The organism is Micromonospora trifolii (genome assembly GCF_022229005.1).
Taxonomy (GTDB): domain Bacteria; phylum Actinomycetota; class Actinomycetes; order Mycobacteriales; family Micromonosporaceae; genus Micromonospora; species Micromonospora trifolii.
In genome coordinates, this window is record NZ_JAKKFD010000034.1 from 167,935 (window position 1) to 189,232 (window position 21,298).

The 21,298-nt window shown below is 73.5% G+C and carries 13 protein-coding genes; 10 read left to right on the forward strand and 3 right to left on the reverse strand.

Translation table 11 applies throughout. From position 1 onward, the window contains the following. Entirely contained in the window at positions 1 to 804 is an 804-nt protein-coding gene (gene trpA / locus NIE79_RS21060) for a tryptophan synthase subunit alpha (RefSeq protein WP_238680182.1), read from the forward strand. Positions 805 to 864: 60 nt separating this feature from the next. Here the strand turns inward: trpA and NIE79_RS21065 are convergent, their stop codons facing one another. Then, positions 865 to 1,434: an NUDIX hydrolase gene (locus NIE79_RS21065; protein WP_238680183.1), complete on the reverse strand. Its 570-nt coding sequence runs from the start codon at positions 1,432 to 1,434 to the stop codon at positions 865 to 867. A 102-nt stretch (positions 1,435 to 1,536) separates the two neighbouring features. On the opposite strand from NIE79_RS21065, the gene lgt reads away from it, so the two are divergent. Together lgt and NIE79_RS21075 are read left to right on the forward strand one after the other, a co-directional pair. Beyond that, positions 1,537 to 2,718 carry a prolipoprotein diacylglyceryl transferase gene (gene lgt / locus NIE79_RS21070; RefSeq protein ID WP_238680184.1) on the forward strand — a complete coding sequence of 394 codons (1,182 nt, stop codon included), beginning with the start codon at positions 1,537 to 1,539 and terminating at the stop codon, positions 2,716 to 2,718. A gap of 9 nt (positions 2,719 to 2,727) precedes the next feature. Continuing rightward, complete coding sequence (locus NIE79_RS21075; RefSeq protein ID WP_238680185.1) at positions 2,728 to 3,915, forward strand: FAD-dependent oxidoreductase; 1,188 nt, start codon at positions 2,728 to 2,730, stop codon at positions 3,913 to 3,915. 32 nt (positions 3,916 to 3,947) lie between these two features. Here NIE79_RS21075 and NIE79_RS21080 read toward each other — a convergent pair whose 3' ends face one another. After that, entirely contained in the window at positions 3,948 to 4,793 is an 846-nt protein-coding gene (locus NIE79_RS21080; protein ID WP_238680186.1) for a GNAT family N-acetyltransferase, read from the reverse strand. A 144-nt stretch (positions 4,794 to 4,937) separates the two neighbouring features. On the opposite strand from NIE79_RS21080, the gene gltB reads away from it, so the two are divergent. The 4 genes from gltB to NIE79_RS21100 all read left to right on the forward strand — a co-directional run bounded on the left by gltB (position 4,938) and on the right by NIE79_RS21100 (position 13,307). Then, the gene (gene gltB / locus NIE79_RS21085) at positions 4,938 to 9,644 is read left to right on the forward strand and encodes a glutamate synthase large subunit (RefSeq protein WP_238680187.1); all 4,707 of its coding nucleotides are present in this window, start codon (positions 4,938 to 4,940) and stop codon (positions 9,642 to 9,644) included. Further along, positions 9,637 to 11,172, forward strand: a complete 1,536-nt coding sequence (locus NIE79_RS21090; protein ID WP_238680188.1) for a glutamate synthase subunit beta — start codon at positions 9,637 to 9,639, stop codon at positions 11,170 to 11,172. Before gltB ends, NIE79_RS21090 begins: the two co-directional genes overlap by 8 nt. 174 nt (positions 11,173 to 11,346) lie before the next feature. After that, entirely contained in the window at positions 11,347 to 12,744 is a 1,398-nt protein-coding gene (locus tag NIE79_RS21095; protein ID WP_238680189.1) for an MFS transporter, read from the forward strand. Between the two features lie 68 nt (positions 12,745 to 12,812). Then, entirely contained in the window at positions 12,813 to 13,307 is a 495-nt protein-coding gene (locus NIE79_RS21100; RefSeq protein ID WP_238680190.1) for a hypothetical protein, read from the forward strand. Positions 13,308 to 13,393: 86 nt separating this feature from the next. Here the strand turns inward: NIE79_RS21100 and NIE79_RS21105 are convergent, their stop codons facing one another. Further along, positions 13,394 to 14,926, reverse strand: a complete 1,533-nt coding sequence (locus tag NIE79_RS21105) for a M1 family metallopeptidase (protein WP_238680191.1) — start codon at positions 14,924 to 14,926, stop codon at positions 13,394 to 13,396. A 145-nt stretch (positions 14,927 to 15,071) separates the two neighbouring features. Here NIE79_RS21105 and NIE79_RS21110 point away from each other — a divergent pair, with 145 nt between their 5' ends. The 3 genes from NIE79_RS21110 (at position 15,072) to NIE79_RS21120 (ending at position 21,203) form a co-directional block, all read left to right on the forward strand. Further along, on the forward strand, positions 15,072 to 17,771 hold the full coding sequence (locus NIE79_RS21110; RefSeq protein WP_238680192.1) for a type 1 periplasmic-binding domain-containing protein: 2,700 nt from the start codon (positions 15,072 to 15,074) through the stop codon (positions 17,769 to 17,771). A gap of 97 nt (positions 17,772 to 17,868) precedes the next feature. After that, entirely contained in the window at positions 17,869 to 20,403 is a 2,535-nt protein-coding gene (locus NIE79_RS21115; RefSeq protein ID WP_238680193.1) for an FtsK/SpoIIIE domain-containing protein, read from the forward strand. Further along, a complete protein-coding gene (locus tag NIE79_RS21120; RefSeq protein WP_238680194.1) occupies positions 20,400 to 21,203 on the forward strand; it encodes a hypothetical protein in 804 nt (267 codons plus the stop codon). The genes NIE79_RS21115 and NIE79_RS21120 overlap by 4 nt, the downstream gene beginning before the upstream one ends. Positions 21,204 to 21,298: the final 95 nt, after the last annotated feature.

Here is a 21,298-nt window from a genome sequence, read left to right on the forward strand (position 1 = left end):
ATGAGCCGGATCGGGGTGGCCTTCGACAAGGCCCGCGCCGACGGACGGGCACTGCTGGTCGGCTGCATGCCGGCCGGTTTCCCCACCGTCGAGGGCAGCATCGCCGCGATGACCGCCATGGTCGAGGCCGGCGTCGACGTGATCGAGGTGGAGATCCCCTACTCCGACCCGGTGATGGACGGGCCGGTGATCCAGCGGGCCAGTGACATCGCGCTGGCCGGGGGCGTACGCACCGCGGACACGATGCGCATCATCGAGGCGGTGGCGGCCACCGGCGCCCCGGTGGTCACCATGACCTACTGGAATCCGGTCGAGCGGTACGGCGTGGACGTCTTCGCCCGTGACCTCGCCTCCGCCGGCGGCACCGGCCTGATCACCCCGGACCTCATCCCCGACGAGGCCGACGAGTGGCTGGCCGCCTCGGACGCGCACGGGCTGGACCGCACGTTCCTGGTCTCGCCGTCGTCCACCGACGCCCGGCTGGCGATGACTGTGCAGCACTGCCGCGGGTTCGTCTACGCGACCGCCGTGATGGGCGTGACCGGCGCCCGGGCGCGTACCTCCGACGCCGCCCCGACGCTGGTCTCCCGGGCCCGCGCGGTCACCGACCTGCCGATCGGTGTCGGCCTGGGGGTGGGCACCGGCGCGCAGGCCGGCACCGTCGCCGGTTACGCCGACGGGGTGATCGTGGGCAGCGCGTTGGTCCGGTGTGTGCTCGACGCGCCCACCGAGGCCGAAGGGCTTGCCGCCCTGCGCACGCTCAGCGCCGAACTCGCCGAGGGTGTCCGTAACCCCACCCGCTGATCGCTGTCGCGTCGTCGGGTCGGGTAGCTCTTCCCTGGTGAGCGTGATGTCGGTGAGTCATCACGATGACTCACCGACATCAGACTCGATCGCGTGACGGCCACCGGGCCCTCGGCTCCAGGACGGCGGCGGGCCCGTCGCTGCCTCGCCGCGTTGCTCCGGTGGCTGCACGGTGCCGGGCACGCAGGGGACGTCGCGGAGCACGCCGGAGCGGCCGGCCGTCGCGTCGGTGACGGCGGCCCGGGTGAGCGGGGTGACCACCTCGGGCAGCGCGTCGGGGGAGTGCCACGACAACCGGCAGCCCGGCGGTGGGTCGCTGGCGGGTCGGACCCCGGCCGCGCGGGCCCGGAACACGTGCACGAGAACGTCCGGCAGCGGCCCGGCGCGTCCGGCGGCGGCATCGCCCGAGGGGACGCTCAGGTGGTAGACCCCGACCAGGTCGACCAGCTCGATGTCCCAGCCGGTCTCCGCGCGGATGTCCCGTAGCGCCGCCCGAACCGGGCCCTCGGCCGGGCGCAGCCGTCCGCCGGGCAACGCGTAGCGGCGGGCACCCCGACCCTGCTGGCAGAGCAGCACCCGACCGGTGTCGTCGGTGACGACCGCGGCGACCGCCCAGGTGAGCGCGCTCATGGACAAAGAGCCTACGGCGACGCAAACCAGAAGTCACCGGGATGCGCCCTCCGGCGGCCCGGGGTGCCGCTGCGGGGGTGTGCAGCGGTAGCGTGTGCACCCGTGACCCTCGCCTCGCTCTCCCCCCAGGCGGCCCTGCCCAGCCCCAGCACCGCGGTCTGGCAGCTCGGGCCGGTGCCGATCCGGGCCTACGCGCTCTGCATCATCGCCGGCATCGTGCTGGCCTGCTGGGTGACGGAGCGCCGGCTGCGGCAGCGCGGCGTCGCGCCCGGCGCGGTGCTCGACATCGCCGTCTGGGCGGTGCCCGCAGGCATCATCGGCGCCCGGATCTACCACGTGGTCACCTCACCGGAGAAGTACTTCGGCGCCGGCGGGGACCCGATGAAGGCGTTCGCCATCTGGGAGGGCGGCCTCGGCATCTGGGGCGCCGTCGCCGGTGGGGCGGTCGGTGCCTGGATCGCGGCCCGACAGCTCGGCATTCCGTTCGGTGTGGTGGCCGACGCGCTGGCCCCCGGGCTGCCGCTGGCCCAGGCCGTCGGCCGGATCGGCAACTGGTTCAACAACGAGCTCTTCGGTGGCCGGACCACACTGCCGTGGGGTCTGCAGATCCACCGGATGGACCCGGACAACCCCGGGCACGCGCTGCGCGACGATGCCGGCCAGCCGATCCTCGAACCGGGTCTCTACCAGCCGACCTTCCTCTACGAGGCGTTGTGGAACCTCGGCGTCGTGGCTCTGGTCCTCATCCTCGACCGCCGGCTGAAGCTGGGCCGGGGCCGGGCGTTCGCGCTCTACGTGATGGGTTACACCGTCGGCCGGTTCTGGATCGAGCTGATGCGCACCGACGAGGCCAACCAGATCCTCGGTGTCCGGCTCAACGTCTGGACCGCCGCCCTGGTCTTCCTCGGCGCCCTCATCTACTTCGTACGCGTGCGTGGCCCTCGGGACTACCTGATTCCGCTCGGCCCGGCGGCGACGACGACCCCGCCCCCCACGTCGGACCTGTCCCAGGTCGACCTCTCCGAGCGGGAGACCCCCACGCGGGCCGCCGCGCCGGAGGGCTACCGGGTGGTGAGCGAGGAGCAGTACGCCGCCTGGCAGGACACCGGCGTCGTACCGCCGGCGAACGACGACGACTCCCGGCCGGATGACAGCGAGCCGTCCGACGACACGGCAGCCGCCGACCTCGCGTCGAGCGACGACGAGCCGGCGGACGATCCGTCCGCCGCTCGCACCGACCGGGCCGACGCCACTGGCGCGCGTCCCGCCGACCGGGACAGCTGAGCGGCACCGATGCGAAGCGCGGTGGTGGTCGGCGCAGGGGTCGGTGGCCTCGCCGTGGCCGGCGCGCTGGCCCGTTCCGGCTGGCAGGTCACAGTGTTGGAACGCGCCGAACGGGTCCGCCCCGAGCCGACCGCAGTGGTGCTCTGGCCCAACGGTGTCCGCGCGCTCCAGGCCCTCGGCCTCGGCGCCGGCCTGGCCGCCATCGCCACCCCGTTGCCCGACGGCGGCGTCCGTCGCCCGGACGGGCACTGGCTCGTGCAGCCCCGGCCCATCCCGGCCGACCGGATGCCGGTGGTGGTGCACCGGGAGGATCTGCACGACGCGCTGATCGCCGGCCTCGGCGAGCGGGTCGAGTTGCGGACCGGGGTGACAGTGCGCCACGTCCGGGTCGAGCCGGGCGAGCGGCCGGGAGTCAGCGACGGGCGGCAGACCATCGAGGCCGACCTGGTGGTGGCCGCTGACGGCACGGACAGCGGCATCCGCCGCCAACTCGCGCCCGAGTCCCGGGTGGTCAGCTCCGGGTGCGCCGCCTGGCGGGCCGTCATCCCCTGGTACCAGGCACCTCGGCTCCCCGACGATCAGCCGTTGGCCGGTGAGATTCTCGGCGCGGGTTACCGGTTCGTGGCCGCGTCGCTGGGCGAGCGCGGCTCCTCGGGCGGGTCCAGCCGGGGCGGCATCTACTGGGTGGCCACGGCCGCCGGCGCGCCCCGCCCGGAACCACCGGAGACCCAGCTCGCCCTGCTGCGCCGCTGGTACGCGGGCTGGCCCGAGCCGGTCGGCGCGCTGCTGGACGCCACCGAGCCGGCCGACCTGGTCCAACAGGAGGTTCGCGAGCTGCGCCCGCTGCCCCGGGCGTACGGCTTTCCGGTCGGGCCCGGTGGGGTGGTGCTGCTCGGCGACGCGGCGCACGCCATGCCGCCGCACCTCGGGCAGGGCGCCTGCCTCGCGTTCGAGGACGCCGCCACGCTCGCGTCGCTGCTGCGGGAGGCCCGACTGCCCGACGCCGTCCAGGCGTACGACAGGGTGCGCCGCCCCCGGGCCGCGACAGTGGTCCGGCAGACCCGGCGGATGTCGGCGGTGCTCCAGACCCGGGGTCGGCTCGCGCTGCGCGCGCGGGACGCCGCGCTGGGCACCATCAACTCCCGACTGATCTCCAGCGCCGTCGCCTCCGCCGCCCAGTGGCGCCCACCGACCTGACCTCGGCCGAGGGGCAGGTCAGCGGGGGCCGGTCAGGGGATGAGCGCGGCGGGTTCGGCGATGCAGGCGGTTCCGATTCGGCGGAAGCCGACCCGTAGGTAGACCCGCGCGATCTCTTCGCTGCCCGCGGAGAGGAAGACCAGCTCGGTGCCGGCCGCCAGCAGTTCCCGGGCCAGGGTGGCGGTGAGCGCGGCGCCCAGCCCGCGTCGTCGGGCGGACGGCAGGGTGGCCACCCCGGCGATCTCCGCGACGTCGTCGACCCGCATCGCCATGCCGCTGGCCAGTGCGCCCTCGGTCGGCGTGCCGGCCAGCGCGGAGATCCGTCGCCCGTCGGCGATCCGGGCCCGCTCCTCGTCGAGCGCTGCCAGTTCGAGTTCGGTGACGGCGGCGTCGCGTTCGGCCGGGCCGGCCCCACCGGGCGCGGTGCCGGCGGCGGCGAACGCCACAGCTGCCACCGCACGCCGGGCGGCGACATCGGCGGCGAAGCCGGGGGAGTCCGCTGCCAGCACCCGCACCGCCGCGTCGGTGAGCGTCGCCGGGTCGGGCAGCGCGCTCGGGTCGAGCACCATCAGCGGCGCCTCCAGCACGCTGAGCCCCGCCGAGCGGGCCACCGCCAGCAGTTCGGGGGCCGTCTCGTGCACCCACTCGAACGCCTCCGGCAGGCCCAGCTTCCGCTGGCGCTCGCGGACCGAGGCCACGTCGGCCAGCGACGGCGGCTCGGTGGCGTCGATGCGGGGACGGGCGTAGAACGGCCAGCCGTCGCCTTCGCGGACGAACAGCACCAGCCCGCCATGATCCTCCGCACCGGCGACGTCGCGGGGCACCGCGTCGTAGAAGCGTTCCAACCGGTCGAAGACGTGCTTGTGTAGCGGATCCACCGCGCGAGACTACACGTCCCAGCCAGTGGACGGTGTGATCAATCTCGGGTGGCCGTGCGGCCCCGGCCCTAACGTAGACTCAATAGACCCACGGGCCGACGTCGTCCCCACCATGATCCAACCTGAGTGACGACAGGAGGCCCGGTGGCTCAGCCGTACGCGGACACAGAACAGCCGCACAGCCCGCAGGCGTCCCCGACGCCCCACCCCCGTCCGTCCGCCCAGGGCCTCTACGACCCAGCGCAGGAGCACGATGCCTGCGGCGTGGCCTTCGTGGCAGACCTGCACGGCCGGCGTTCACACTCGGTCGTCGCCAACGGGCTCGGCGCGCTCTGTCGGCTGGACCACCGGGGCGCCCGTGGCGCGGAGCCGAACACCGGCGACGGCGCCGGCATCATGATCCAGGTGCCCGACGCGTTCCTGCGCGCGGTGGCCGACGTCGCGCTTCCCCCGGCGGGCGAGTACGCCACGGGGCTGGTCTTCCTTCCCGACGACGATGCCGCCGAGGCGCGTGCCCGTCGGGTGGTCGAGAAGTACGCAGTGGTCGAGGGCGCCGACCTGCTCGGCTGGCGGGACGTGCCGATCGACCCGAGTGACCTGGGCGAGACCGCGCTGGCGGCGATGCCCCGGGTCCGGCAGCTCTTCCTGGCCGCGCACCGCCTCACCGACGCGCCCGACGGTCCGGCCGGCTCCCCGCTGCGCGGCATCGAGCTGGACCGGGTGGCGTTCTGCCTGCGCAAGCAGGCCGAGCGGGAGACCGCCGAGCGCGGCGTCCCGGCGTACTTCCCGTCGCTGTCCAGCCGCACCATGGTCTACAAGGGCATGCTCACGCCCGACCAGTTGCCGGCGTTCTACCCGGACCTGCGCGACGAGCGGGTGGACAGCGCGATCGCGCTGGTGCACTCCCGCTTCTCCACGAACACCTTCCCGTCCTGGCCGCTGGCGCACCCGTACCGGTTCATCGCCCACAACGGCGAGATCAACACGATCCGGGGCAACCGCAACTGGATGCAGGCCCGCGAGGCGCTCCTGCGCTCGCCGAACGTGCCGGGCAACATCCGGCGGGTCTTCCCGGTCTGCACCCCCGCCGCCTCCGACTCGGCGAACTTCGACGAGGTCCTGGAGCTGCTGCACCTGGCCGGGCGGAGCCTGCCGCACGCGGTGCTCATGATGATCCCCGAGGCGTGGGAGAACGACCCGGGGATGGACCCGGCCAAGCGCGCCTTCTACCGCTTCCACGCCAGCCTGATGGAGCCGTGGGACGGCCCGGCGTCGGTGGCCTTCACCGACGGCGAGATCGTCGGCGCGGTGCTGGACCGCAACGGGCTGCGCCCGGGGCGCTGGTGGCAGACCGACGACGGGCTCGTGGTGCTCGGCTCCGAGGCGGGCGTCCTCGACCTCGACCCGGCTCACGTGGTCGCCAAGGGGCGTCTCCAGCCGGGCCGGATGTTCCTGGTCGACACAGTGGCCGGGCGTATCGTGCACGACGAGGAGATCAAGTCCGAGTTGGCCGGCGCCCAGCCGTACGGCGAGTGGCTGCACGCCGGGCTGATCGAGCTGAACGACCTGCCGGCCCGCGAGCACACCGTCTACACGCACGACTCGGTGCGCCGCCGGCAGCAGACCTTCGGCTACACGGTGGAAGAGCTGAAGATCCTGCTCGGGCCGATGGCCCGCACCGGCGCCGAGCCGCTCGGCTCGATGGGTACTGACACCCCGATCGCGCCGCTGTCCACCCGGCCGCGGCTGCTCTACGACTACTTCCATCAGCTCTTCGCCCAGGTGACCAACCCGCCGCTGGACGCCATCCGCGAGGAGTTGGTGACCAGCCTGGCGTCGACCATCGGGCCGGAGGGCAACCTGCTCGACCCGGGTGCCGCGAGCTGCCGGCAGATCGTGCTCCCGCACCCGATCATCGACAACGACGAGCTGGCGAAGATCCTCTCCATCGACGAGGACGGCGACCTGCCCGGCTTCAAGGCGGTCCGGGTCTCCGGGCTGTACCGGATCCGGGAGGGCGCCGCCGGGATCAAGGCACGACTGACCGAGATCTGCCGGCACGTCTCCGAGGCGATCGAGGACGGCGTGCGCATCCTGGTGCTCTCCGACCGGGACTCCAACGCCGACCTGGCGCCGATCCCGTCGCTGCTGCTCACCGCCGCCGTGCACCAGCATCTGGTCCGCGAGCAGACCCGTACGCGGGCCGCGCTGATCGTGGAGTCCGGGGACTGCCGGGAGGTGCACCACGCGGCGGTGCTGATCGGCTACGGCGCGGCGGCGGTCAACCCGTACCTGGCTTTCGAGTCGGTCGAGGACATGATCGCCACGGGCACGTTGGCCGGGGTGGAGCCCGCCGCCGCGGTGCGCAACTACGCGAAGGCGCTCGGCAAGGGCGTCCTGAAGATCATGTCCAAGATGGGCATCTCGACTGTCTCCTCGTACTGCGGTGCGCAGGTCTTCGAGGCGGTCGGCCTGGACAGGCGGCTGGTCGAGCGCTACTTCCGGGGCACTCCCAGCCGTATCGGCGGGGTGGGACTCGCCGGCGTGCACACCGAGGTGGCCGCCCGGCACGCGCTGGCCTGGCCGCCGGCCGGCACCGCCACCTCCGACCGGTTGGAGGTCGGTGGCGAGTACCAGTGGCGCCGCGAGGGTGAGCTGCACCTGTTCAACCCGGAGACGGTCTTCCTGCTGCAACACGCCACCCGCAGCCGGCAGTACGACGTCTTCCGGCAGTACACCGCCAAGGTCGACGCGCTCGCCGCGCAGGCCGGCTCGCTGCGCGGGCTGTTCACCCTGCGCACCGGGGTCCGTCCGGCGGTGCCGATCGAGGAGGTCGAGCCGGCCACCGAGATCGTCAAGCGGTTCGCCACCGGTGCCATGTCGTACGGGTCGATCTCGGCGGAGGCGCACGAGACGCTCGCCATCGCCATGAACCGGCTCGGCGGCAAGTCCAACACCGGTGAGGGCGGCGAGGACGTCGAGCGGCTGTACGACCCGGCCCGTCGTTCGGCGGTCAAGCAGATCGCCAGCGGCCGTTTCGGTGTGACAAGCGAATACCTGGTCAACGCCGACGATCTCCAGATCAAGATGGCCCAGGGCGCCAAGCCGGGCGAGGGCGGTCAGCTGCCCGGCAACAAGGTGTGGCCGTGGATCGCCCGGACGCGGCACGCCACCCCCGGCGTGGGTCTGATCTCCCCGCCGCCGCACCACGACATCTACTCGATCGAGGACCTCGCCCAGTTGGTGCACGACCTGAAGTGCGTCAACCCGGCGGCCCGGGTGCACGTCAAGCTGGTCAGCGAGGTCGGCGTCGGCACCGTCGCCGCCGGGGTGGCGAAGCTCAAGGCGGACGTCATCCTGATCTCCGGCCACGACGGCGGTACCGGCGCCTCCCCGATGAACTCGCTCAAGCACGCCGGCACCCCGTGGGAGCTGGGGCTGGCCGAGGCGCAGCAGACGCTGTTGCTCAACAAGCTGCGCGACCGGGTGACCGTGCAGGTCGACGGCCAGCTCAAGACCGGCCGGGACGTGCTGGTAGCGGCGCTGCTCGGCGCGGAGGAGTTCGGCTTCGCGACCGCGCCGCTGATCGTCGAGGGCTGCGTGATGATGCGGGTCTGCCACCTGGACACCTGCCCGGTCGGCATCGCCACCCAGAACCCGGTGCTGCGGGAGCGCTTCACCGGCAAGCCGGAGTTCGTGGAGAACTTCTTCCTCTTCCTCGCCGAGGAGGTCCGGGGGTACCTGGCCGAGCTGGGTTTCCGGTCGATCGAGGAGGCGATCGGGCAGTCCGAGCTGCTCGACGTGGCCCCGGCGCTGACGCACTGGAAGGCGCACGGGTTGGATCTGACGCCCGTCCTGCACCTGCCGGAGCTGCCCGCCGGTGCGGCCCGACGCGGGGTCCGCGCGCAGGATCACGGCCTGGAGCAGGCGCTCGACAATGAGTTGATCGCGCTGGCCCGTCCGGCGCTGACGGACGGGGCGCCGGTGCGCGTCGAGGTGGCGGTGCGTAACGAGCACCGCAGCGTCGGCGCGATGCTCGGCGGTGAGGTGACCCGTCGCTTCGGCGGCGCGGGCCTCCCCGAGGACACCATCGAGTTCGTGCTGCACGGCACGGCTGGGCAGTCGTTCGGCGCGTTCCTGCCGCGCGGGGTGACCCTGCGCCTGCACGGCGACGCCAACGACTACGTGGGCAAGGGCCTCTCCGGGGGCCGGCTCATCGTCCGTCCGGACGCCGCCGCGCCGTTCCTCGACCCGGACGCCGAGCCGGGGCAGCGGGCCGAGGATCAGATCATCGCCGGCAACACCATCCTGTACGGGGCCACGGCGGGCGAGGTCTTCCTGCGCGGCCGGGTGGGGGAGCGGTTCGCGGTGCGCAACTCCGGCGCGATCGCCGTGGTCGAGGGCGTCGGTGACCATGGCTGCGAGTACATGACCGGCGGCACTGTGGTGGTGCTCGGCGCGACCGGCCGGAACTTCGCGGCCGGCATGTCCGGCGGCACCGCGTACGTGCACCACCTGGACCGGGCCCGGGTCAACGCGGAGCTGGTCGACCTGTTGCCGCTGGGCGAGCAGGAGCAGTCGCTCCTGCACGAGCTGGTCCAACGGCACGTGGCCGAGACCGGGTCGGCGGTCGCCGAGGAGCTGCTCAAGCGGTGGCCGGAGGCAGTGGCCGAGTTCACCGCTGTGGTACCCCGCGACTACCGCCGGGTGCTGGAGATCATGCGGGCCGCCGAAGCAGCCGGCCGCGACGTCGACGACGCGGTCATGACAGAACTGACCGCGCCCGCTCTGCCGGCGATGCCGGTGCCGCCCGCTCCGCGGGTGGCTGCCCAGGAGGTGGCACGTGCCTGACCCGAACGGTTTCCTGCGCTACGACCGGCGACTGCCGGCCCGCCGCCCGGTGCCGGTGCGGATCAGCGACTGGCGGGAGGTGTACCCGCCGGCCGGCGAGGAGTTGGTCCGTGAGCAGGCCACCCGATGCATGGACTGCGGCATCCCGTTCTGTCACGACGGCTGTCCGCTGGGCAATCGCATCCCGGACTGGAACGACCTGGTGCGTACCGGCAACTGGGACGCCGCTGTGGAGTCCCTGCACGCCACGAACAACTTCCCGGAGTTCACCGGCCGGCTCTGCCCGGCGCCCTGCGAGGCGGCCTGTGTGCTCGGCATCTCCGGCGGTCAACCGGTGACCATCAAGCAGGTCGAGGTGGAGATCGCCGACGCCGCCGCGGCGCGCGGGTTCATCCCCCGCCCGGTGCCGGCGCCGTCGGGCCGGTCGGTCGCCGTCGTCGGCTCCGGGCCCGCCGGCCTCGCCGCCGCGCAGCAGTTGGCCCGCGCCGGTCACGCGGTGACCGTGTACGAACGCGACGACGCGATCGGTGGCCTGCTCCGGTACGGCATCCCCGACTTCAAGTTGGAGAAGCGGCACATCGACGCCCGGTTGGCCCAGCTCACCGCCGAGGGGGTGCGCTTTCGCACCGGCGTGAACGTCGGGGTGGACGTCACCGCCGAGCAGTTGCGCGCCGAGCACGACGCGGTGCTGCTGGCCTGTGGGGCGTTGCAGGGCCGGGACACCCCGGAGACCCCGGGGCGGGCGCTTCGGGGCGTACACCAGGCGATGGCGCATCTGGTCGCGGCGAATCGCGCGGTTGCCACGGCGGCCATCGACCAGGCTGGCGTGGTGGCCACCGGCGAGCGTCGGCTGGCGCGGGCGGTGTTGCCCGACGGCACCCCGATCGACGCGGCCGGCAAGCACGTGGTGATCATCGGTGGCGGTGACACGGCGGCCGACTGTCTCGGCGTCGCGCACCGTCAGGGCGCCGCTGGCGTGCACCAGCTCGACCTGTACCCGCAGCCGCCGCAGGAGCGCGACGAGGCCCGGGACCCGTGGCCGACCTGGCCGTGGGTGTTGCGCAGCTACCCGGCGCACGAGGAGGGTGGCGCGCGGGTCTTCGCCGTGGCGGTGCAGGAGTTCGTGGACGACGGCACCGGCCAGGTGCGGGCGGTGCGGATCGCCGAGGTGACAGTGGAGAAGCGCGACGGCCGGCGGGTCGTCACGGTGGTGCCGGGCTCCGAGCGGGAGCTGCCGGCCGATCTGGTGCTGTTGGCGATCGGCTTCGAGGGCACCGAGCAGCAGCCGCTGCTGGCCCAGTTCGGTGTGGCCCGCAACCCTCGGGGTGCCATCGACGCTGGCGACGACTGGCAGACCGACGCCGACGGGGTGTTCGTGGCCGGTGACATGCACCGGGGCGCCTCGTTGATCGTCTGGGCCATCGCCGAGGGGCGGGCGGTGGCCGCCGCCATCCACGGCTATCTGGGTGGTGTCGGTGCGTTGCCGGCCCCGGTGGGCCCGGCCGCGCAGGCTCTCGCCGCTCGCTGAGGTGCGGGCGTCCGGTCGGTGCGGCAGGTCCGCCGCCGCACCGGCCGGACATTCCCGCTGGTGAAGCCGCTCACAAAGGTGGGCGAAAAGGTTTGAGCCGGCAAGACTTGCCGGCTGCCGAACCGCACCGCGATCGGTGTGAATGATCATGCTGCCGATCGCTGGAGGTTCGTCGTGGCCAGAGGTGCCACCTTCGCCGCGTTGCGCCACCGCAACTACCGGATCTGGGCGCTCGCCGGCTTCGTCTCCGTCATCGGCACGTGGATGCAGGTCCTCGGGGTCAACTGGTACGTCCTGAAGGAAACCGGCTCGGCGACGTCAATGGGCTTCGCCGTGCTGCTCCAGGCGGCACCCACGTTGCTGCTCAGCGTCTGGGGCGGTGTGCTGGCCGATCGGCTGCCGGCCCGCCCGTTGCTGATCGCCGCCCAGGGCGCCCACGCGATGCTCGCCGCCGGACTCGCGGCGGTCGCCCTGACCGGGGTCGGCGGCCTGCCGCTGATCTTCGTGATCTCGCTGGCCACCGGTGCCGTCTCGGCGATCGAAGGCCCGGTGATGGGACGCTGGGCCGCCAGCCTCGTCGACCGGGAGACGCTGGGCAACGCCCTGGCGCTCGGTTCGCTCACCAACTCCGCCGGCCGCATCCTCGGCATGAGCCTCGGTGCCGTGGTGGTCGCCGCCGTCGGCCCCGCCCTGCTGTTCGGCATCAACGCGGCCAGCTTCGCCGCAGTGGTGGTGGCGTTGTTCGCCGTACGCCCGAAAGCCGTGCCCGGCCTCCCGGTCCCGGACGCCGGCCGGGCCCGGGGCGGTGTGCGCGTCGGGTTCGCCTACCTGCGCGGGCAGCCGGTGCTGCTCCTCGCGCTCGCCCTGTCGTTCGTGCTCGGCAGCCTGGGTCGCAACTACCAGGTGACAATGGCCGCGATGAGCGACGGGCCGTTGGACGCCGGCGCCTCCGGGTACGGCCTGCTGTCGACGGTGTTCGCTGTCGGAACGGTGGTGGGTGCGCTCGTCGCGGCCCGCCGGAGTTCCCTGGGCTACCGGACGCTCGTCGTCGCGGGCCTGTTCGCCAGCGGGTTGCAGATCGTCGCCGGCCTCGCACCGGGCACCTGGAGTTTCGCCGCGGTGATCCTGCCGATCGCCGCGGCCGCGGTGGTCATCGACACCACCGTCGGCACCCGCGCCCAGCTCGACACCGACGGCGCGATGCGGGGCCGGGTGCTCGCCGCCCTGGCGGTCACCGGCTCGGTCTCCGCCGCGGTCGGCGCCCCGCTGCTCGGCTGGCTCGCCGAACACGCCGGCCCCCGGCAGACGCTCGTCCTCGCCGGAGCCGCCGCGGCGATCGCCACGGCGGCGGCGGGCGTCGCACTGGACCGGCAGCGCGGCCGCGCGGCGACCCTCACGCTGGTCATTCCGCGACCCCGCCATCCGGTACGACGAGCGGCGTTCCGGGCCGCCCGCATCGTCCGGCCCACCGGCGCGGTCTGTGTCATCGTGCCCGCCGACGCCGGTGTGGTGCGCTCGGGCGGGGTCCGGCTCCGGGAGTTGGCCACCGCCGGGCCGGTGTCGAACCGCTGAGACTGCTGTCACCCCCGGCGGCCCGCTTCCGGACAGGACGACACGAAGATCATCGTTACGCTGCGATCATGGACATTGAGGAGCGGCTACGGCGAACCCGCCGGTGGCTGTGGATCGTGCTGATCGGGCTCTTCCTCAGCGGTGTCACCGCCTTTCCGCTGGAGATCGAGGTGCGCTGGCTGCTGCGCGTACTGGACCCGCTCGCCGGCCAACTGCCCGCGCTGGTCGCCTGGATCGAGCGGGTGCACACCGGGCTCGTGACGGCAGGTGAGGACTACCCGTTCCTGCTCTACGGCACCGACTGGTTGGCCTTCGCCCACCTGGTGCTGGCGGTTGCCTTCTGGGGGCCGCTGCGCGACCCGGTGCGCAACGTCTGGGTGGTGCAGGTCGGCATGATCGCCTGCGCGGGCATCGTCCCGCTGGCGCTGATCTGCGGCCCGATCCGGGACATCCCCTGGTTCTGGACGCTCATCGACCTGTCCTTCGCGGTCGGGGCGTTCCCGCCGCTGTGGTTCGCCTACCGGCACATCCGCGCCGTCGAAGCGAGCACGGCCCGCGCCTGACGCCGTGCCTGACGCCGACAAAAGGCGGCGGGCGTGCCGCGAGCGCCCGCGGCCACGTGCGGGCGCTCGCGGTCCACTCCGGACTCCTAGTGCGACATCAGGTGGTGCGACTCGCGGATCTTGGCCCAGGACCTGGGCTCGACCGGCGGGGCGGCCTTACGGGCGGCGCTGGCCACATCGGGTCGGCCGGCGGTGAACAGCCAGGTGGTGAAGAGGTCGTCCAGGTCCAGCCCGGAAATCCGCTCGGAAAGGGCCTGGAACTGCTCGATGGTGCCGTTGCCGTAGCGGCGTTCGGCGGTCCAGGTCGGCAGGATCTCGAAGAACGCGTCATCGCCGACGGCCAGCCGCAGCTGGTGCAGGGTCATCGCGCCCCGGTCGTAGACGGCGTTGTCGAAGACCCGAGCGGCACCCGGGTCGCCCGGCAGCACCTGCCAGAACTCGTCGTCAGCCGGGTAACTGGCGTAGGTGAAGTCGAAGACCTCCTGGGCGGTGCCCTCGCCCTGCTCCTCCGACCAGAGCCACTCGGCGTACGAGGCGAAGCCCTCGTTGAGCCAGATGTTGCGCCAGTCGGCCACCGAGACCGAGTCGCCGAACCACTGGTGGGCCAGCTCGTGCGTCACCACGTAGGTGTTGGCGCCGCGTCGCCAGAAGCCCGGCCCGTACACCGGTCGGGTCTGCGTCTCCAGGGCGAAGCTGATGCCGTCGACCGGCCCGGCCACGCCACCCTGCGCCTCGAACGGGTACGGGCCGAAGATCCCGCTCTCCCAGTCGACGATCTCGGCGGTCCGCTCGATGCTGGCCCGCGCGGCCGGCCCGAGGGCGCCCAGTGAGGTGCTGTACGCGTTGATCACCGGCTGGCCACTCGGCGTGGTGTCGGTGACGATGTCGTACTGGCCGATGGCCATGAAGGCCAGGTAGGTGGCGGTGGGGGAGGTGGTCCGCCAGATCCACCGGGAGCGGTTGCCGGCCTCGGCCAGCGGCGGCCTCGGCTGCACGCCGTTGCTGATCACCTCGACGCCGGTGGGCACCGACACCGAGATGTCGTAGGTGGCCTTGTCCAGTGGGTGGTCGTTGCTCGGGAACCACCACCACGCCGACTCGGGCTCGTTGACGGCGAGGGCGCCGTCGTCGGTACGCGTCCAGCCGGTGTAACCGTTGACCAGGGCCTCCGACGGGACACCGGAGTAGCGCACGACGATGGTGAGCTGCTGCCCCCGGGTCACAGTGCGGGCCGGGGTGACGACCAACTCGTGCGCCCCCGCGGTGCTGGTGCTCGCCGCCCAACCGTTGACCCGCACCGACTCGACGTCGAGCAGGAAGTCCAGATTGAACGTCGAGAGGTCCGCGGTGGCGGTGGCGAGGATGGTGGTGGTGCCGGTGAGCAGGTCGGTGGCCGGTTCGTAGCGCAGCCGGACGTCGTAGTGCTCGACGTCGTAGCCGCCGTTGCCGTAGTCGGGGAAGTAACTGTCGCCCAGTCCGGGCGCGCCGGGTTGCGGCGCGGCGGAGACGACCGGACGGCCCCAGCCCGTCGGGGCGGCCTGGCCGGGGGTGCCGGCGAGCATGGTGCCGGCGGTGGTGAGGGTCAGGGCGGTGGTGGCCGCCGTGAGGACTCGTCGCACGGGGTGGACTCCCTCCATCGGGTGTTCGCCAGGTCAACCTAATCGACAACTGTGAACGTCGCCGGCCCGCCACACCCATCGGCGGTCGTCGCCCTCTGGCGTGCCTTGCACCGCAAGGTCACACTGTGTTGATCGGAGGTGACACGTGCAGCGCTCGGAGTTGCCCAAGCGGGAACTGATCGGCCAACGGCAGTCGACAGCGGGCCGGGAACGGCTACCGGCCGGCGGGCTGGAGCTGTTCGCGCTGCTCGCCCGGCTGCTGCGGCGACCCCGTCGCGGCGACCGCCGGCTGCCGCTGCTGTGGCTGGTCCGCTCCGACGCCGCGGATCTGATGGTGCCGCTGCGCCGGTTCCTCGGCCAGGGCCCCCGGCGGCGGGTCCCGCACGCCGTGCTGGACGCCGACGCGCCGCCCGGCGCCGGGGACGTGCCGGCGCTGCTGCGTGAACTGCACCGGCAGCTCTCCCTGGAGGCCTTCGGCGCCGCCCGACTGCGCTTCCGGCACTACCCGCTCGCCGACTGGCTGATGCAGCAGAGCCTCAACCTGGGCATCGACGCCGACGACAGCCGCGCCGCCCTGGTCCGCCGGCTGCGCGACCGCAAGGGCCCACGTACGCCGGAGGCGGTGCCCTCCGGCGGCGACGCTGTCAGCATCGTCTCCCAGGTGCTGCTCTGGCTGGTCCGTCGCGCCGTGCCGGGGGTGGTCTTCCGGGCCGCCGTCTCCGGTCGGGTGCCGGTGCTCGGACGGCACTACAACTGGTTCATGCGCCAGCAGTACCTGGCGCCCCGGCAGTCGGTCACCTTCCTCGGCTTCGCCGAGCGCCTCACCGCGGGCTGGCGCGACGGGGAGCAACCCGACCAGGTCAACAAGCTGCTGCTGCACGCGTTCCTGGAAGACCTGCGGCAGGCGTACCGGCGTCGGCCGTGGCGCCCGTCGGACTGGCGGCGCACCGCGTACCCGGCGCTGCTGATCGACCACGTCGCCCCCGGCAACGTCGGCGGGGAACTGGTGCGCCTGATCGGCGACGTCCGCACCGAGACCGGCCGCAACGACCCGCTGCTCGTCATCGCGTCCGGTGGGCAGCCCCCGCCGGAACTGCCCGAGCCGCACCCGTTGACCGAGGCCGACGAGGCATTCGACGAGTGGGTCGAGGCGCTGCCGGAGATGCGCCGCCTGCGCCGTCCGGCCGCCTGGCTCGTGGCGCTGGGCCCCGACGACACCGACACCGGCCCACCCTCCCGTGCCGGGGTGCGCCCCTTCTCCGCGCCCGACCCGCCGTGGTGGTCGCGGCGCTTCCTGCCGACGGCGCTCTGCCTGGTGCTGGTGGCGGTGCTCGGCCTGTGGGTGGCCAGCCTGTGGGGACCGGGATGTCACCCCTCGCTCACCGGCCAGGTCTCGGTCGAGGTGGTCGGCAAAGGCGAGTGTGTCGGCTACAGCGACAGCGCCGCCCAGGTGTTCAACAACGACCCCGGCCAGGACCGGCTGCGCACCGTTCAAGAGCGCATCTTCGCGCAGAACCGCGCCGCCGAGGAGGTCTGGCAGCGCAGCGACCGACGACGGCCCTTCCTCACCCTGGTCTACCTCGGCACCCTCACCGGCAACCTGACCCGCGCGGACGAGGAGTCGTACGTCTCCGAGCGCGAGGAACTCGAAGGGATGGCCACCGCCCAGTACGCGTTGCTGAAGGAGTCGGCCGGCGCCGACGGCGCCGCGCTGCTGCGGATCGTGGTGGCCAACGGCGGCCGCCAGATGATCTACGCCGACCGGGCCGTGGCGATGCTGGCCGAGCTGGCCCGGGACGACCCGACGGTGCTCGGGGTGGTGGGGCTGGTGGAGAGCCGCACCAGCACCGCCCGCGCGCTGCGCGAACTGAACCGGGTCGGGCTGCCGGTGCTGGCGCCCACCCTCTCCGCCGACAAGATGGACGTCAACTCCCGCCTCTACCTCCAGATCTCCGCACCGAACAAGGACCAGGTGAAGCTGGTCGACGCGTACGCCAAGCAGGTGCTGAAGGTCAACGAGGCGCACGTCTTCTACACCACACTGGAGGGCAGTACGCTCACCGAGGACCTCTACGTGGGCACCCTCGTCGACGGGCTCCGACAACAGTTCGGCCCCCGGATCACCCGCCTCGACCAGTGGCGCACCGGGCAGCGGCTTACCGACGAGTGCGGCTACCCCGGAATGCTCTTCTACGCCGGTCGATGGTCGGAGTTCGACGGTTTCCTGCGGGCGCTGCGCGAGTGCGGCGGCAACCCGCCACGACACCTCGTCGCCGACGACTCGGCCAACCGGTACATGGCCAACCCGGGGCTGCGCGCCGCCGCGCCCGGCAACCTGCCCGTCACGTACGTCTCCAAGGCGGCCCTGGCCACCTGCGCGGCGCTGCGGGCCGCCCAGGACCGGCGCGACGACGACGCCCGGGCCAGCTTCCTGTCCTGGATCCAGGCCGACGACCTGCTCGACCCGCCGCGCTGCCGGCCGGGTGCCGAGGAGGAACAGGTCGGCGAGCGGGTCAGTCTCGCCTACGACGCGTCGATGATGCTGGTCCGGGCGGTGGAGAGCCTCGCCGCCCGGCTGCACCACGGCGATCCCCGGCAACGCTGGGAACCGGATTCGGTCAACCCGGTGGGCGTGCACGCGGAGGTGCTCCGGCAGAACGCCGGGCAGGGCTACCCGGGGGTGGCCGGGCTGATCCGGTTCACGCCCGACTCGGGCGAGCCGGTCGACAAGCGACTGGCCCTGATGCGGGTGGAGCAGGTGCCCGACGTGGCGACAGCGCCGGTGGAGGTGTTCCGCTGCGGGGCGGCCGACGCGTCCGGCCCGGCGGCGTGCGGCCCCGCCTGACCGGTCCGGCGTGACACGTCCTCGCAGGACTGTCCGGGTGCCGTCGGTGTCCGTTAGGGTTCCTGGGACCAGGCGGCCGTGGCGTTGGGGGCAGAGGGTGGGCAGGCTCGCGTCGGCGTACGGGCAGGCGGTCAACTCCCACCGGGCGGCTCGGGCGCATCTGGACACTGCCCGCAACGTCCTCGGGGCGGCGCCGACCCCCGTCGCGCCGGCGGCCGGGGACGATCTGGTGGCCCGCCTCGCCCGCCTCGGCGGCGCCCTGGCCACTCCCGCCCCCGGCGTCACGCCGCTGACCGACGAACCGGCCGCGGTGCGGATCGGCGAGGCGTCCACAGCGGACGGCACCTTTCCGGTGCTGGTGCCGCTGGGCGGTGGCCACCACCTCGCACTGGACACCGACGCCCGGGACCCGCAGGTCGCCGGGCTGCTGCGGGCGCTGGTGCTGCGGCTGGTCGCCACCGCGCCACCCGGCAAGGTCCGCGTCGCCGGCATCGACACCGCAGCGCTCGGCGCCACCTTCGGCCCGCTGCGACCACTGCTCGACGCCGGGGTGCTCGACCCGCCGGCCACCGGCGAGGCCGAGGTGGCAGCGCTGCTGGACGCCGCCGAGCAGCACGCCCGCGCCGCGCAGCACGGTCAGCCCGCCGCCCGCCGCCTGCTGGTGGTGGTCGCCACCGCCGCGCCGCCACCGCGCGAGCTGGCCCGGCTCGCCGCGCTCACCCACGCCGGCCCGGCCGCCGCCGTGTGTGTGCTGCTCGCCGGCCACCCGTCCCGCCTGCCCGGCGAGACCGCGCCGCCTCTGGGCGGCACCACAGCGGTGCGGCTCAACCAGGGGTACGCGCACGTCGGCGACCCACCCGGCGCCGCGTTCAGCGCCGACGGCAGCGGGCTCGCCGCACCCGTCCTGCTCGACGGCGACCCGCCGCCCACCTCGGTACGCGCGCTCGCCGAGCACCTCGGCACCGCCACCCGTCGCGCCGACGCGCTGCCCTTCACCGACCTGCTGCCCGAACGGCGGTGGGCCGAGTCCGCCGGCAACGGCCTGCGGACGGTGATCGGCCGGGCCGGCAGCGGTGCCGCGATGACGCTCGCCTTCGACGACGCCACCCCGCACTGGCTGGTCGGCGGGCGCACCGGTGCCGGCAAGACCGTCTTCCTCCTCGACGTCCTCTACGGGTTGGCCGCCCGCTACTCGCCGGCCGAGTTGCAGCTCTACCTGCTCGACTTCAAGGAGGGCGTGAGCTTCACCGAGTTCGTGCCCACCGGCCGGGACCCGTCCTGGCTGCCGCACGCCCGTGCCGTCGGCATCGAATCCGACCGCGAGTACGGTCTCGCCGTGCTGCGCGAGCTGCGCCGGGAGGCGCAGCGCCGGGCCACAGCACTCAAACGGCACGGCGTCACCAAGCTCGCCGACCTGCCCCCTGACAATCCGCTGCCGCGCATCGTGACTGTCATCGACGAGTTCCACGTGCTGCTCGCCGGCAACGACGCGCTGGCCCGCGAGTCCGTCGACCTGCTGGAGGAGTTGGCCCGCAAGGGCCGCTCGTACGGCATCCACCTGGTGCTCGCCAGCCAGAGCATGACCGGCATCGAAGCCCTCTACGGGCGGGCCGAGGCGATCTTCGGGCAGTTCGCGTTGCGGGTGGCCCTGCCCGGCGGCGGTGGGGTGCTCGACCAGCTCAACGACGCCGCCGCGGCCCTGCCGATCGGCTCCGCAGTGGTCAACACCGCCGCCGGCGCGGTCGGCGCCGACACAGTGCTGCGCTTCCCCGACGCGCACGCCGCCGCGGCGGACCTCGCCGCGTTACGCCACGACCTGTGGCAGGCCCGCCCGCCGGGCTCGCGGGCCCCGGCGGTCTTCAAGGGGTACGAAGCCGCGCGGATCGAGGACGATCCCACGTTCGCCGGGTTGCGCCCCGGTGGTCGACGCCCGATGGCACTTGTCGGCCGAACCGTCGACGTGCACGGCACCACAGCACTGTTCCTGATGGACACCACCCCCGGCCGGCACCTCGCCGTGGTGGGCACCGCACCGACCGGCGCTGACGTGCTGCGCGCCGCGACGCTCAGCCTCGCCCGCCAGCACACCCCCGGCGACGCCCGCTTCCACCTGGCCTGCCTGGTCACCGTCGCCGACCCGGTCGCCGACGACACCGAAACGCTGCTGCGGGCCGCCGGGCACCCGGTGCGGCGCCTCGACGCGGCCGGGCTGCGCGACCGGATCGCCACGCTGGCAGCCGAGCCCACCGGCCGCGAATACCTTGTGGTGTTCGGCATGGACGCCGCCGCGCCCGTCCTCGGGGCCACCGACCCCGGCACCTTCCGCTCCGGCCTGGACGACCTGCGCACCGTCCTGCGCCAGGGCCCCGGGCAGGGTGTGCACCTGCTCGGCTGGTGGCGGGGGCTGCGCCGGCTCGCCGACGACCTCGGCGGCACCCAGAACCGCGACGACGTCGCCTGCCTGGTCGCGCTCAACGTGCCCGGGGCCGAGCTGGCCCTGCACCTCGGAGCGCACGACCTGACCTACACGCCCCGCCCCGACCGGGCGCTGCTGATCGACCGGCACGACCAGCGCACCCGGCTGATCGTCCCGTTCGTCGGCGACGGGCACGACCCCGACGGGGAGCGGTGACAGTGTCCTTCGAGGAGTACGCGGCGCTGGCCCGACAACTCTCCGCCCAGCACCGTGCGGGGGAACAACACGCCGCCGCGGAGTCCGCCCGCCGCCGCGACCTGCACGCCGCCGTCGACTACCTCCAGCAGCGGCTGACCGCCCAGGGGCAGCGCCTCGACCAGCTCGGCCGCGCCATCGGCGTCGACCAACCAGCTCCTGCCCCGCCCCCTCCCCCCACCGCACCCGGAACCGGGGACGGGGAAACCGCCGGCGCAGCCGGCGCGCCGGGGCGGGCGGAGGTCGGGGCGTACCCCCAACTGGCGGCGGGGGAGGCGCGGCTGGCGCTGCCGACGGCGGTGAGCCCGGCGGGCGGCGGGGTGCCCGCGCAGCGTGCGGCGGCGGCCGACCCGGCGGTCGAGTTGGAGCTGGCCCGGCGGATGGCCGACGAGGCCGACCGGCACGGGCAGCAGGCGGAGTTGCTGGCCCAGCGACCGGCGCTGCTGCCGACGTGGTCGCCGCTGGCCCGGGCGGTCGCCGTCTACACCGGGTGCGGCGCGGCGGCTGGGGTGCTCGTGCTGATGCTGGTGCTCGCCTCCGGGGTCGGCCTGGTCGACGGGTTCACCCTCGGCGCGTGGATCTGCGCGGGGTTGCCGGCGGTGGCGTTCTTCGGCGGGTACCTGGTGCTGGGCCGGTGGGGGCGACCCGCGATGGTCGCCGGCACCCCGCCGCGCTACCTGCCGCTCGGGTTCCTGATCTGCTTCCTGGTGGTGCCGATGGCCTACTGCGCGTATCTGCTGATGGTCCGCGGCCTGCGCTGACACTGGCTCGGCTTCGGGAGGCTCATCCCGGCGGTGATCCACTCGGCTTTCCGGAAATCGGGGTGTCCGGGCCGGTGGGATACCCCGACTTTCTG

Bases quoted from the DNA above. Each gene is read 5' to 3' on its own strand.
- trpA (WP_238680182.1), top strand. From the start codon at position 1: ATGAGCCGGATCGGGGTGGCCTTCGACAAGGCCCGCGCCGACGGACGG.
- NIE79_RS21075 (WP_238680185.1), top strand. From the start codon at position 2,728: ATGCGAAGCGCGGTGGTGGTCGGCGCAGGGGTCGGTGGCCTCGCCGTG.
- NIE79_RS21100 (WP_238680190.1), top strand. From the start codon at position 12,813: ATGGACATTGAGGAGCGGCTACGGCGAACCCGCCGGTGGCTGTGGATC.
- NIE79_RS21065 (WP_238680183.1), bottom strand. From the start codon at position 1,434: ATGAGCGCGCTCACCTGGGCGGTCGCCGCGGTCGTCACCGACGACACC.